11 protein-coding genes are annotated in these 13403 nt (G+C 72.1%); 9 read left to right on the plus strand and 2 right to left on the minus strand.

All coding sequences use genetic code 11. The features are described 5' to 3' along the window. The first annotated feature begins 2 nt into the window (after positions 1-2). The 6 genes from ACGFMP_RS18530 to ACGFMP_RS18555 all read left to right on the plus strand — a co-directional run bounded on the left by ACGFMP_RS18530 (position 3) and on the right by ACGFMP_RS18555 (position 6482). Positions 3-998 (plus strand): ABC transporter ATP-binding protein, encoded by a 996-nt coding sequence (locus ACGFMP_RS18530; RefSeq protein WP_393673509.1) that lies wholly within the window; start codon positions 3-5, stop codon positions 996-998. Between the two features lie 23 nt (positions 999-1021). Beyond that, positions 1022-1744 carry an ABC transporter ATP-binding protein gene (locus tag ACGFMP_RS18535; RefSeq protein WP_393673510.1) on the plus strand — a complete coding sequence of 241 codons (723 nt, stop codon included), beginning with the start codon at positions 1022-1024 and terminating at the stop codon, positions 1742-1744. Positions 1745-1962: 218 nt separating this feature from the next. Further along, positions 1963-4503 (plus strand): DUF4118 domain-containing protein, encoded by a 2541-nt coding sequence (locus ACGFMP_RS18540; RefSeq protein WP_393673511.1) that lies wholly within the window; start codon positions 1963-1965, stop codon positions 4501-4503. A gap of 77 nt (positions 4504-4580) precedes the next feature. Further along, positions 4581-5264: a response regulator gene (locus ACGFMP_RS18545; RefSeq protein ID WP_393673513.1), complete on the plus strand. Its 684-nt coding sequence runs from the start codon at positions 4581-4583 to the stop codon at positions 5262-5264. 24 nt (positions 5265-5288) lie between these two features. After that, positions 5289-5687, plus strand: coding sequence for an OB-fold nucleic acid binding domain-containing protein (locus tag ACGFMP_RS18550; RefSeq protein ID WP_393673514.1), 399 nt, complete (start codon positions 5289-5291; stop codon positions 5685-5687). A 96-nt stretch (positions 5688-5783) separates the two neighbouring features. Continuing rightward, on the plus strand, positions 5784-6482 hold the full coding sequence (locus ACGFMP_RS18555) for a DUF3159 domain-containing protein (RefSeq protein ID WP_393673774.1): 699 nt from the start codon (positions 5784-5786) through the stop codon (positions 6480-6482). 47 nt (positions 6483-6529) lie between these two features. Here ACGFMP_RS18555 and ACGFMP_RS18560 read toward each other — a convergent pair whose 3' ends face one another. Further along, a complete protein-coding gene (locus ACGFMP_RS18560; protein WP_393673516.1) occupies positions 6530-7210 on the minus strand; it encodes a potassium channel family protein in 681 nt (226 codons plus the stop codon). Beyond that, complete coding sequence (locus ACGFMP_RS18565; protein ID WP_393673518.1) at positions 7207-7875, minus strand: potassium channel family protein; 669 nt, start codon at positions 7873-7875, stop codon at positions 7207-7209. The genes ACGFMP_RS18560 and ACGFMP_RS18565 overlap by 4 nt, the downstream gene beginning before the upstream one ends. Before the next feature lie 204 nt (positions 7876-8079). Here ACGFMP_RS18565 and ACGFMP_RS18570 point away from each other — a divergent pair, with 204 nt between their 5' ends. The 3 genes from ACGFMP_RS18570 to ACGFMP_RS18580 all read left to right on the plus strand — a co-directional run bounded on the left by ACGFMP_RS18570 (position 8080) and on the right by ACGFMP_RS18580 (position 13283). After that, on the plus strand, positions 8080-10125 hold the full coding sequence (locus ACGFMP_RS18570; protein WP_393673520.1) for an APC family permease: 2046 nt from the start codon (positions 8080-8082) through the stop codon (positions 10123-10125). A 94-nt stretch (positions 10126-10219) separates the two neighbouring features. Then, positions 10220-11548 (plus strand): class I SAM-dependent RNA methyltransferase, encoded by a 1329-nt coding sequence (locus ACGFMP_RS18575; protein ID WP_393673521.1) that lies wholly within the window; start codon positions 10220-10222, stop codon positions 11546-11548. A 322-nt stretch (positions 11549-11870) separates the two neighbouring features. Next, positions 11871-13283, plus strand: coding sequence for an ATP-binding protein (locus ACGFMP_RS18580; protein WP_393673775.1), 1413 nt, complete (start codon positions 11871-11873; stop codon positions 13281-13283). Positions 13284-13403 lie beyond the last annotated feature (120 nt).

Here is a 13403-nt window from a genome sequence, read left to right on the forward strand (position 1 = left end):
GTATGACCGACCTCGCCGCCCTCCAGGCCCGCGCCCTGGCGAAGTCCGCGCCCGAGCCGGACGAGGGCCTGATCGTGTGCGACAACCTGGTGCGCGTCTACCGCACCGAGGGCGTCGAGGTGCAGGCCCTCCAGGGCCTGGACCTGACCGTGGAGGCCGGCGAGGTGCTGGCCGTGGTCGGCGCCTCGGGGTCCGGCAAGTCCACCCTGCTGGGCATACTCTCCGGCCTCGACCTGCCGACGGCCGGCCGGGCCAGGGTCGCCCACCACGACCTGCTCACCATGAAGCGCCGCGAACGCCTGGACTACCGGCGCAGCACCGTCGGCTTCGTCTGGCAGCAGACAGGGCGCAACCTGCTGCCGTACCTGACGGCGATGGAGAACGTGGCGCTGCCGATGGGCTACGCCCGCATCCCGCGCAGGCAGCGCGCCGGGCGGGCCATGGAGCTGCTGGACCTGCTGGGCATCGCCGACTGCCGCAACCGCCGCCCGGGCGAGCTGTCCGGCGGCCAGCAGCAGCGGGTCGCCATCGCCGTCGCCGGCGCCAACACCCCGCGGGTGCTCTTCGCCGACGAGCCGACCGGCGAACTCGACACCGTGAGCGGCGAGGAGGTCTTCGCCGCCCTGCGGCGCGCCAACGCGGAACTCGGGGTCACGGTCCTGATCGTTACCCACGACCCCGCGGTCTCGGAACAGGTCAGGCGTACGGTACGGATACGCGACGGCCGCACCGCGACCGAAGTGCTGCGCCCGTCCGCGGGCGGGGCGGGCCGGGAAGCGGGCGTCGCCGAGGAGTACGCGGTCCTCGACCGGGTGGGGCGGCTCCAGCTGCCGCGGGAGTACACCGAGCGCTACGGGCTTCACCGCCGCGTCCGGCTGACGGCGGAAAGCGGCCACATCGGGGTGTGGCCCGACAACGGTGCCGAGCGGGCGGCGCCCGGCACCGGCGCCGGGCAGGACGGGCAGGACCCCGCCCGGCGGGAGGGGGATGACGGATGAGTGGAGAGGAAGGGGGCTCGCGGATGACCGAGCAGTCCGCCACGGCTGTGGCGACGTCGCCGAAGACCGGCGAGATGGTGGTGGTCGAGGATCTGCGGCGCACCTACGGCAGCGGCGAGACCGCCGTGCACGCGTTGCGCGGGGTGTCTTTCTCGGTGCCGCGGGGCGAACTGGTCGCGCTCAAGGGCCGCTCGGGTTCCGGCAAGACCACCGTGCTGAACCTGGTGGGCGGCCTGGACAGCCCCGACAGCGGCCGGATATCGCTGGACGGCACCGACCTGGCCGGCCTCGGCGACGACGACCTGCTGGCGCTGCGCAGGGACCGGATCGGATTCGTCTTCCAGTCCTTCGGGCTGATCCCCATCCTCACCGCGGCCGAGAACGTCGGGGTGCCGATGCGGCTGCGCAAGACGCCGCCGCGCGAGCGCGAGGAGCGCGTCGAGCTGCTGCTCGCGCTGGTCGGCCTCGCCGACCACGCCGCCCAGCGACCCGGCGAGCTGTCCGGCGGCCAGCAGCAGCGGGTCGCCATCGCCCGCGCGCTCGCCAACCGGCCCGCCCTGCTCATCGCCGACGAGCCCACCGGGCAGCTCGACGCCGACACCGGCCTGGCCGTGATGGAGCTGCTGCGGGCCGTGGTCCGCAGCGAGGGCGTGACCGCCTTGGTCGCCACCCACGACAACCAGCTGCTCGCGCTGGCCGACCGGGTGCTGGAACTGCGCGACGGCAGGATCGTCTCGGACACCTGAACCGCGCCACGGGCGCCGCGCGGCCCGCTCCCCACGGGGGGAGCGGGCCGCGGCGCGCGGCACCCCGCACGCTGCGTGACCGGAGGTGCGGGAAACCGCCGCCTGCCGCCGGTCAGCGCCGCGCCGAGGCGGCCTGCGCCGTCAAGACGGCGTCAAGGTGTCCCCGGACGGACTCCCGTGTCCGATGCGTCCGCTTCGGTCGTTCTATGGTCATAGACATGGCACGCGGCACATTGCGGATCTACCTGGGGGCGGCCCCCGGCGTCGGCAAGACCTACGCCATGCTCTCCGAGGCCCACCGTCGGCTGGAGCGCGGTACGGACCTGGTCATCGGCTATGTCGAGCACCACGGCAGGCCGCGCACCGAGGTGATGATGCACGGCCTGGAGGAGGTCGGCCGCCGCGAGCACGAGTACCGCGGGACCGCCTTCACCGAGATGGACGTCGACGCGGTCCTGCGCAGGGCACCGGAAGTGGTGCTGGTCGACGAGCTGGCCCACACCAACGTGCCGGGATCGCGCAACGCCAAGCGCTGGCAGGACGTCGAGGAGTTGCTGCGGGCGGGCATCGACGTGGTGTCCAACGTCAACATCCAGCACCTGGAGTCACTCGGCGACGTCGTCGAGTCGATCACCGGGGTGCGGCAGCGCGAGACCGTGCCCGACGAGGTGGTCAGGCACGCCGACCAGATCGAACTCGTCGACATGTCACCGCAGGCGCTGCGCCGCCGGATGGCGCACGGCAACATCTACGCCCCCGACAAGGTCGACGCGGCCCTGTCCAACTACTTCCGGCCCGGCAACCTCACCGCGCTGCGCGAGCTCGCCCTGCTGTGGACCGCGGACCGGGTGGACGAATACCTCAGGGAATACCGCGCCGACCACCGCATATCGGCGGCCTGGCAGGCCCGCGAGCGGATCGTGGTCGGCCTGACCGGCGGCCCCGAGGGCCGCACCCTGATCCGGCGCGCCGCCCGGCTGGCCGCCAAGGGCTCGGGCAGCGAGATCCTGGCCGTGCACATCGTGCGCAGCGAGGGCCCGGTGTCGGGGTCGGCCAAGGAGCTGGCCGTGCAGCGCACCCTGGTCGAGGACCTGGGCGGCTCCTTCCACCACGTCGTCGGGGACGAGGTGCCCGACGCGCTGCTGGACTTCGCCCGCGGCGCCGACGCCACGCAGATCGTGCTCGGCGGCAGCCGCCGCAAGACCTGGCAGTACGCCTTCGGGCCCGGTGTCGGCACCACGGTCGCCCGCGAGTCGGGCGACATCGACGTGCACATCGTCACGCACGACCAGGTCGCCAAGGGCCGCGGCCTGCCCGCCGCCCGAGGCGCCACGCTGGGCCGCTCCCGGGTCGCGGCGGGCTGGCTGACCGGCGTGGCGGGCCCGGTCCTGCTCACGGTGCTGCTCGCCCAGTGGCACCCCGGCACCGGCCAGGCCACCGACATGCTGCTCTTCCTCACCCTCACGGTGGCCGCGGCGCTGGTCGGCGGCCTGCTGCCGGCCCTGGCGTCCGCCGTGCTCGGCTCGCTGCTGCTGAACTACTACTTCACCCGGCCCACGCACTCCTTCACCATCGCGGCGCCGGAGAACATCATCGCGATCGTGATCTTCGTGCTGGTCGGTGCCGCGGTCGCCTCCGTGGTCGACCTGGCGGCCCGGCGCACCCAGCAGGCCGCGAGGCTGCGGGTCGAGGCGGAGATCCTCTCGCACCTGGCAGGCAGCGTGCTGCGCGGCGAGAGCTCGCTCGACGCGCTGCTGGAGCGGGTCAGGGAGACCTTCGGGATGGAGTCGGTGGTGCTGCTGGAGCGGGAGGGCGACCACGGGGCCTGGCAGTGCGCCGCGGCCGTCGGCTCCCGGCCCTGCGTACGCCCGGAGGACGCCGACGTGGAGGTGGCCGTCAACGACCGGCTCTCGCTCGCGCTGCTCGGCCGGGTGCTGCCCGCCTCCGACCGCCGGGTGCTGTCGGCGTTCGCGGCGCAGGCCGCCGTCGTCCTGGACCGCAGGCGGCTCGCCGACGAGGCCGGCAGGGCCAGGGAGCTGGCCGAGGGCAACCGGATCCGCACCGCGCTGCTCGCCGCCGTCTCGCACGACCTGCGCACCCCGCTGGCCGGCATCAAGGCGTCGGTGTCCTCGCTGCGCTCGGGCGACGTGGCCTGGTCCGCGGAGGACGAGGCGGAGCTGCTGGCCGGCATCGAGGACGGCGCCGACCGGCTGGACCACCTGGTGGGCAACCTGCTGGACATGTCCCGGCTCCAGACCGGCACCGTCAACCCGCTGATCCGCGAGCTGGACCTCGACGAGGTGGTGCCGATGGCGCTGGGCGGCGTCCCCGAGCGGAGCGTCACCCTGGACATCCCCGAGACGCTGCCCATGGTCGCGGTGGACCCCGGCCTGCTGGAGCGCAGCGTCGCCAACGTGGTGGAGAACGCCGTCAAGTACAGCCCCCCGCACGAGACGGTCCTGGTGGCCGCCAGCGCCCTCGGCGACCGGGTCGAGGTCCGGGTGGCCGACCGCGGACCCGGCGTCCCGGAGAGCGCCAAGGAGCAGATCTTCGAGCCCTTCCAGCGCTACGGCGACGCGCCGCGCGGCACCGGTGTGGGCCTCGGCCTCGCGGTCGCCCGCGGCTTCGCCGAGGCCATGGGCGGCACCCTGGTCGCCGAGGACACCCCGGGCGGCGGCCTGACGATGGTGCTCACCCTGCGGGCCGCGCCGGGCGGCAGGCAGGGCCGGCCCGGCCTTCCCGCGACGGCGGCCACATGAGCCGGCCGGCGCAGGACGGGCCCGCGGGCGGCGGCGGGCAGGAGCACGGGGAGCACGGGGATGCGAAAGGGCGGCGGATGTACCGGGTGCTTGTGGTGGATGACGAACCGCAGATCGTCAGGGCGCTGGTGATCAACCTGCGGGCGCGGTCCTACGAGGTCGACGCGGCGCACGACGGCGCCGCGGCGCTGCGGGTGGCCGCGGCCAGGCACCCCGACGTGGTCGTGCTCGACCTCGGGCTGCCCGACATGGACGGGGTCGAGGTGATCCGCGGGCTGCGCGGCTGGACCCGGGTGCCGATCATCGTGCTGTCGGCCCGGCACGCCTCCGACGAGAAGGTCGACGCGCTGGACGCGGGCGCCGACGACTACGTGACGAAGCCCTTCGGCATGGACGAGCTGCTGGCCCGGCTGCGGGCCGCGGTCCGACGCGCCGCGCCGAGCGGGCCCGAGGACGACGTCTCGACGGTCGAGACCGAGAGCTTCACCGTGGACCTGGCGGCCCGCAAGGTCCACCGCGGCGGCGCCGACGTGCGCCTGACCCCCACCGAGTGGCACCTGCTCGAGGTGCTGGTGCGCAACCCCGGCCGGCTGGTGTCGCAGAAGCAGCTCCTCCAGGAGGTCTGGGGCCCCGCCTACGGCACGGAGAGCAACTACCTGCGGGTCTACATGGCCCAGCTGCGGCGGAAACTGGAGGCCGACCCGGCCAGGCCCCGGCACTTCATCACGGAACCCGGCATGGGCTACCGCTTCGAGGCGTGAGTCCCGGCCGGTACGCTGGATCGTATGAGTGGTTCCCTCCGTTCAGAGCGCCCCGCGGGTCGCTTCCGCCGCATGCTCGACAGGCTGTCCTCCTCCCAGGAGGAGCTGCACTCCGAGGAGCTCCAGGAGGAGACCAGGGCCGTCGGCTGCACCCGGATCAAGGACTGCTCCGACCGCCAGATCGTCTCGGTTACCGGTACGCTGCGTACGGTCACGCTGCGTCCCCGGGCGGGCGTGCCCGCACTGGAGGCGGAGCTCTTCGACGGGTCGGCCGCGCTGGACGTGGTCTGGCTCGGCCGCCGCAGCATCACCGGTATCGAACCCGGCCGCCGGATCATCGCCTCCGGCCGGATCTCCATGAACCGTGGCCGTCCGGTGCTGTTCAACCCCAAGTACGAACTGCGTCCGGTCGGACAGGAGTAGCTGGTGGCGTCGATCGACAACACGGATCACGGCAAGGACCCCGCAAGGGAGCCCGACACGAAGGGCGGCCCGCAGGGGTCCGAGGACGAGGCCCAGGTGCGGGCCGCCACCGAGGCGGCCCTGCTCGACGCCTTCGGCGGCGTGCTCGGCATGGTGGAGACCACCGTGCCGGGACTGATCTTCGTGGTGATCTACACGATCAACCACGACATCAAGACGTCCGCCTTCGCCGCGCTGGCCCTGTCCGTGGTGCTCGGCGTGACCCGGCTGGCCCGCAAGGACACCCTCAAGCACGCCTTCAGCGGTGTCTTCGGCATCGCCTTCGGCGCGCTGTTCGCGATGATCTCGGGCAACGCCAAGAACTTCTACCTGCCCGGCATGCTCTACACCCTGGGCCTCGGCGTCGCCTACGTGGTCTCCGCGCTGGTCCGCTTCCCGCTGCTCGGCCTGATCCTCGGCCCGGTGTTCAAGGAGAACCTGTCCTGGCGCACCCGCAACCCCGGCCGGCTGCGCGCGTACACCCAGGCCAGCTGGGCCTGGGGCCTGATCCTGCTGGCGAAGTCGGCGATCCTCTTCCCGCTCTACTGGTGGGGCAACGCCACCCAGCTGGGCTGGGTCAAGGTCGCGCTCGGCATCCCGCCCTTCCTGCTGTCGGTCTACCTCACCTGGATCTTCCTGGTGAAGGCGCCGGCCCCGATCGATGTGATCGCGGAGATGGAGGCGGCCGAGGAGGAGCGCAAGGCCGAGAAGGAGCGGGCCAAGGCCGCAAAGGAGGCCGAGCAGGCGGTCAAGTAGCGAAGGCCCCCTCGGGCCTCCGCCGACCGGCCTGCCCGGCCCCTCCCTCAGCTCTGGCCGCCGGCGCCGTCCTGGAGCGACAGCAGGTCCTCCAGCTGTTCCTCCCGGTGCGGAGCGGCCACGAACAGCAGCTCGTCACCGGCCTCCAGCGCGTCGTCCTTCGACGGCGTGAGCACCCGGTTGCCGCGGATGATGGTGACCAGCGAGGTGTCCTGCGGCCAGTCCACGTCACCGACCCTGGTGCCCACCAGCGCGGCCTCCTCGGGCAGCGTCAACTCGACGAGGTTGGCGTCACCCTGGCTGAAGCGCAGCAGCCGGACCAGGTCGCCGACGCTCACCGCCTCCTCGACCAGGGCCGACATCAGCCGCGGCGTCGACACGGCGACGTCCACGCCCCACGACTCGTTGAACAGCCACTCGTTCTTCGGGTTGTTCACCCGGGCGACGACCCGCGGCACGCCGTACTCGGTCTTGGCGAGCAGCGACACCACCAGGTTGACCTTGTCGTCACCCGTCGCGGCGATCACCACGTTGCACCGCTGGAGCGCGGCCTCGTCGAGCGAGGTGATCTCGCACGCGTCGGCCAGCAGCCACTCGGCCTGCGGCACCCGCTCCACCGAGATGGAGGTGGGGTTCTTGTCGACGAGCAGCACCTCGTGCCCGTTCTCCAGCAGCTCGGCCGCGATCGACCGGCCGACCGCGCCGGCCCCGGCGATGGCCACCCTCATGAGTGAGCCTCCTCAGGTCCCTTGGCGAAGGCCGCCTCGACGTCCGCGACCTCGTCGGTGCGCAGCATCACATGCACCAGGTCGCCCTCCTGGAGCACGGTCTGGGCGCTGGGCAGGATCGCCTCGCCGAGCCGGGTGAGAAACGCCACCCTGGCGCCGGTCTCCTCCTGGAGCCTGCTGATCTTGTGCCCGATCCAGCCGGGCGAGGTGTGCACCTCGGCGAGCTGCACCCCGCCGCTGGGGTCGCGCCACAGCGGCTCGGCGCCGGACGGGAGCAGCCTGCGCAGCATCTGGTCGGCGGTCCACCGCACGGTCGCCACGGTCGGGATGCCGAGGCGCTGGTAGACCTCGGCTCGACGCGGGTCGTAGATCCTGGCCGCCACATTCTCGATGCCGAACATCTCGCGGGCCACCCGGGCCGCGATGATGTTGGAGTTGTCGCCGCTGCTGACGGCCGCGAACGCGCCCGCCTCCTCGATACCGGCCTCACGCAGCGTGTCCTGGTCGAACCCGACTCCGGTCACCCGGCGCCCGCCGAAACCGGAGCCCAGCCGGCGGAACGCCTTCGGGTCCTGATCGATCACCGCGACCGTATGACCTTGCTGTTCGAGGGAGTGCGCGAGAGTGGAGCCCACCCGCCCGCATCCCATAATCACGACGTGCACGACCGTCCTTCCGGCTGCCAACGTTTTTCCGACTGAGACTGTGTGCTGAGTCGTAAAGGTCGTTCCAAGCGTCTCAGACCGCGGCCAAAGCTACACACGCGCATGGCAGGGCAGAAGGTTGCGAAGGGGCGGCCTCACAAGTTCGTCACACTCCATGGGGGACTGGGGCACCCGCACGTATGGCCGATCCCTTAACATCGCGGGGTGTCCAAACTGACCGACCTGCCGAAACGGATCCTCATCGGCCGGGCGCTGCGCAGCGACAGGCTGGGCGAGACGCTGCTCCCCAAGCGGCTCGCGCTCCCCGTCTTCGCGTCCGACCCGCTGTCATCCGTGGCGTACGCGCCGGGCGAGGTGCTCCTCGTCCTGTCCATCGCGGGAGTGTCGGCCTACCACTTCAGCCCGTGGATCGCGGGCGCCGTCGTGGTGCTGATGTTCACGGTGGTCGCCTCCTACCGGCAGAACGTGCACGCCTACCCCTCGGGCGGCGGCGACTACGAGGTCGCCACCACCAACCTGGGGCCCAAGGCGGGGCTCACCGTGGCCAGCGCGCTGCTGGTCGACTACGTGCTCACCGTGGCGGTCTCGGTCGCCTCCGGAATCGAGAACCTGGGTTCCGCGGTGCCGTTCTTCGCCACGCACAAGGTGCTCGGCGCGGTCGGCATGATCGTGATCCTGATGCTGATGAACCTGCGCGGGGTCCGCGAGTCGGGCAACATCTTCGCGGTCCCGACGTACGCGTTCGTGTTCGGCGTCTTCTGCATGATCGCGTGGGGCATCTTCAAGATCGCCACTGGGCATGACATGCACGCGCCTACCGCCGGCTTCACGATCCACGCCGAGTCCTCCGGCATCGGCGGCTTCGCGCTGATCTTCCTGCTGCTGCGCGCCTTCTCCTCCGGCTGCGCCGCCCTCACCGGCGTCGAGGCGATCAGCAACGGTGTACCGGCCTTCAAGAAGCCCAAGTCCAAGAACGCCGCCACCACGCTGGCCGCGATGGGCCTGCTCGCCGTCACCATGTTCTGCGGCATCATCGCGCTGGCGATAAACACCCATGTGCGGATGGCCGAGAACCCCGCCACCGACCTGCTCGACCACGGCAGGCCGGTCGGCTCCGGCTTCACCCAGGACCCGGTGATCGCCCAGGTCGCCGAGGCGGTCTTCGGCAACAACTCGATCCCCTTCATCTTCCTGGCCGCCGTCACCGCCCTGGTGCTCTTCCTGGCCGCCAACACCGCCTACAACGGCTTCCCGGTCCTCGGCTCGATCCTCGCCCAGGACCGCTACCTGCCCCGCCAGCTGCACACCCGCGGCGACCGGCTGGCCTTCTCCAACGGCATCGTGGTGCTCGCCGGCTTCGCCTGCGTCCTGGTCTTCGTCTACGGCGCCGACTCGACCCGGCTGATCCAGCTGTACATCGTCGGCGTCTTCGTGTCCTTCACGCTGAGCCAGACCGGCATGGTCAGGCACTGGAACCGCCACCTGCGCACCGAGACCGACCAGGCCAAGCGCCGCCACATGCTCAGGTCCCGGGCCATCAACACCTTCGGCGCCTTCCTCACCGGCCTGGTGCTGGTCATCGTGCTGCTCACCAAGTTCACCCACGGCGCCTGGGTCGCGGTGCTCGGCATGGTCGTCTTCTACGCCACGATGACCGCGATCCGCCGCCACTACACCCGGGTCTCCGACGAGATCGCCGCCGACGACGAGCCGGGCGACGACTACGTGCGCCCCTCCCGGGTGCACTCCATCGTGCTGGTCTCCAAGCTCCACAAGCCCACCCTGCGGGCGCTGTCCTACGCCAAGCTGATGCGCTCCGACACCCTCGAGGCGCTCAGCATCAACGTCGACCCGGACGACACCAAGGCCCTCCAGGCGGACTGGCAGCGCCGTGGCATAGATGTGCCGCTCAAGGTCCTCGACTCGCCCTACCGTGAGATCACCCGGCCGATCATCGACTACGTCAAGGGGCTGCGCCGCAACAGCCCGCGCGACGTGGTCAGCGTCTACATCCCCGAATACGTCGTCGGGCACTGGTACGAGCACCTGCTGCACAACCAGAGCGCACTGCGGCTCAAGGGCCGGCTGCTCTTCACCCCCGGCGTGATGGTCACCTCCGTGCCCTACCAGCTGGAGTCCTCCGAGGTCGCCAGGGCCCGCGCCCGCCGCCGCGCCGACTGGAACGCGCCCGGCTCCATCCGCCGCGGCCCGGTCGGGGGGCCGCAGCGCGAGAAGGAACGCGAGCACTGAGCGCCGCCGCCCGGCCACCGTGCCGCCGGGCGCGGCGCGGCGCCGTAGAGTGGGCTGTCGCGCACCCCGAGAAGAGCCCAGGAGCACCACCGACATGCAGACCGAGCCCGCCCCGTCACTGGTCGGCCAGGAGTACGAGGTAGAGATCGGCCCGGTGGCGCACGGCGGCCACTGCCTGGCGCGGACCGACGAGGGGCAGGTGCTCTTCGTCCGGCACACGCTCCCCGGCGAGCGGGTGGTCGCCAGGGTCACCCACGGCGAGGTCGGCGCCAGCTTCCTGCGAGCCGACGCGGTGCGGGTGCTGACCGCATCCAAGGACCGCGTCGAGGCCCCCTGCCCCTTCTCCGGCCCCGGCCGCTGCGGCGGCTGCGACTGGCAGCACGCCGCCCCCGGCGCCCAGCGCCGCCTCAAGGCCGCGGTCATCACCGAGCAGCTTGCCAGGCTCGCCGGGCTCACTCCTGAGGAGGCCGGCTGGGACGGCACCGTGGAGCCTGCGCCCGGCGACAAGGTCGCCAAGGGCGAGGTGCCCGCCTGGCGGACCCGGGTGCAGTACGCCGTGGACGGCGAAGGGCGCGCGGGACTGCGCAGGCACCGCTCGCACGACGTCGAGGTCATCGACCACTGCATGATCGCCGCGCCCGAGGTCAGCGAACTCGGCGTCGAGGCCCGCCGCTGGCCGCAGATCGCCGCGGTCGAGGCGATCGCCGCCACCGGGTCGAGCGACCGGCAGGTCGTGCTCACCCCGCAGCCGGGCGGCCGGCTGCCCATCGTCGAGCTGGACCGGCCGGTGTCCGTCCTGCGCATCGGCGAGCGCGACAAGGCCGTCCACCGCGTCCACGGCCGCGACTTCGTCCGCGAGCGCGCCGACGGCCGCACCTGGCGGGTCGGCGACGGCGGCTTCTGGCAGGTCCACCCGAAGGCCGCGGACCTGCTGGTCGAGGCGGTCATGAAGGGCCTGATGCCGCGCAAGGGCGACATGGCCCTCGACCTCTACTGCGGGGTCGGCCTCTTCGCCGGCGCGCTGGCGGAGCGGGTCGGCGAACGCGGCGCCGTCCTCGGCGTCGAGTCGGGCAAGCGTGCCGTCCAGGACGCCCGGCACAACCTCCAGGACCTCGACCGGGTCCGTATCGAGCACGGCAAGGTCGAGCAGGTCCTGCCGCGCACCGGCATCACCGAGGTCGACCTGATCGTCCTCGACCCGCCCCGCACCGGCGCACGCCTTCCCACCGTCCGCCACCTCGCCTCCCTCGGCGCCCGCCGCATCGCCTACGTCGCCTGCGACCCGGCCGCCCTCGCCCGCGACCTGGGCTACTTCGCCCAGGAGGGCTACCACCCGGTCACCCTGCGCGCCTTCGACCTCTTCCCGATGACCCACCACGTGGAGTGCGTGGCGATCCTCCAGCCCGCGGGGCAGGCACGCTGACCCGCCGCCTCGCGCGGGCCCGGGACGTCCCGGCCCGCCCCGACCTGCCCCGGGGCGTTCCGGCAGGTCAGGACGTACGTTCGCGGTGGGCCGGTACCACCCCTGTGCGGCCACTCACGGCACCTGTCACCGACTGGTGGCCGGAATCCGTCACACTGGACATGGCGTGATTCTGTATAACTGGACTTAGACAGGATGGTCGCGGGATCAGGACAGAGGAGGTGCCGTGGCCGGGAGCGTGCTCGCCAAGCCCCAGGACGTGGTCGACCGGGACCGGGAGTGGGGTCTGCTGACCGACTTCGTCACGGACCCGGATCCGGCGATGCGACTCGGGATCGTGTCCGGGCGCAGACGGCACGGGAAGTCGTATCTGCTGCAGGCGCTGTCCGAGCGGGTCGGCGGCCTCTACGTCACCGCGGTGCGGGAGGAGGGGCGGCTGCCGGCGATCCAGCGCTTCGGTGACGCCATCGCGGCCCACGCGGGTCTGCGGCCCGGCACACTGCGGTTGGCCGACTGGCGCGACGTGCTGTCCAACGCCCTCGACCTCACGGCCCGTTCGCGGATCCCGCTGCTGGTCGTCGACGAGCTGCCGTACCTCCTCCAGCACTCGCCCGAGATCCCGGGGCTGCTCCAGCAGCTCTACGACGAGCGCCAGCGCCACACCGGCGCGGGTGCGGGCCCCGGGCCACGGGTGATCCTCTGCGGGTCGGCGATGAGCGTCATGCACGAACTGCTCTCGGGCACCAAGCCGTTGCGGGGTCGTGCGGTCGTCGATCTGCGGCTGGGCGCCTTCGACTACCGGGCCGCACGTGACTTCTGGCAGATCGAGGATCCTCTGACCGCCCTCCAGGTGCACGCCGTGCTCGGCGGCGCTCCCGGGTATCGCCCGGTGGCGGCCCGTCCCCACCCGGACGACGGCTTCGTCCACTGGCTGACCCGCACCCTGCTGGACCCGGGCCGTGCGGTCTACTCGCGCACCGAGACCGAGTACCTGCTCCGCGAGGACCCGCGCATCACCCAGCACACCCTCTACTACGACATCCTCACCGCCATCGCCCAGGGCGCCTCCACGCCCACCAGGATCGGTGCCGCCCTGGAGCGGCAGCGCAATGCGGTCACCCATCCACTCGGCGTGCTGGAGTCGACCGGCTACATCCAGCGTGAGCAGGACATCCTGCGCCCCCGCCATCCGGCGATCACCCTGGCCGACCCCGTCATCCGCTTCAACCAGCTCATCACCCTGCCGCAGGCCGCCACCGTCGAGCAGGGCTTCGCGGAACAGGCATGGCAGGCCGCCGCGCCCACCTTCAACTCCGGGATCCTCGGCCCGCACTTCGAGGACATCGCCCGCACCTTCACCCGCCGCTACGCCCACACCCTCCTCCCGGGAGGTCTGCCGGGGCCGGTCGGCACCACCGAGGTCGCCGACCCGGCGGCCCGCACCAAGCACGAGGTGGACGTCGTCGCCCTTGCCCTCGGGGAGCGCCCGCAGGCGCCGCGCGCCAGGATCGCCCTCATCGGCGAGGCCAAGGCCACCGCAGCCCGCCGAGGCACCGGCGATCTCCGTCGCCTGGAGCGCATCCGGGACCTGCTCGCCGACCAGGGGTACGACATCGCGCCCACCACGCTGGCTCTGTTCTCCCTGCACGGCTTCCATCCCGACCTGGTCGAGTCGGCGGGGCGGCGTGACGATCTCCTGCTGGTCGACCTGCCCGGTCTCTACGGGATCCGGTAGCCGCGCGCCTGCCGGATCCAAGGCAGGCCCGTCCTCTTGCCGAAGACCCACCACGTGGCGTGCGTGGCGATCCAGCCCGCGGGGCAGGGCGGCTCAGGCGCCCCGCCCGTCCGCAGGGCC

The sequence above is a fragment of the Streptomyces sp. NPDC049040 genome (assembly GCF_043197715.1).
GTDB lineage: Bacteria > Actinomycetota > Actinomycetes > Streptomycetales > Streptomycetaceae > Actinacidiphila.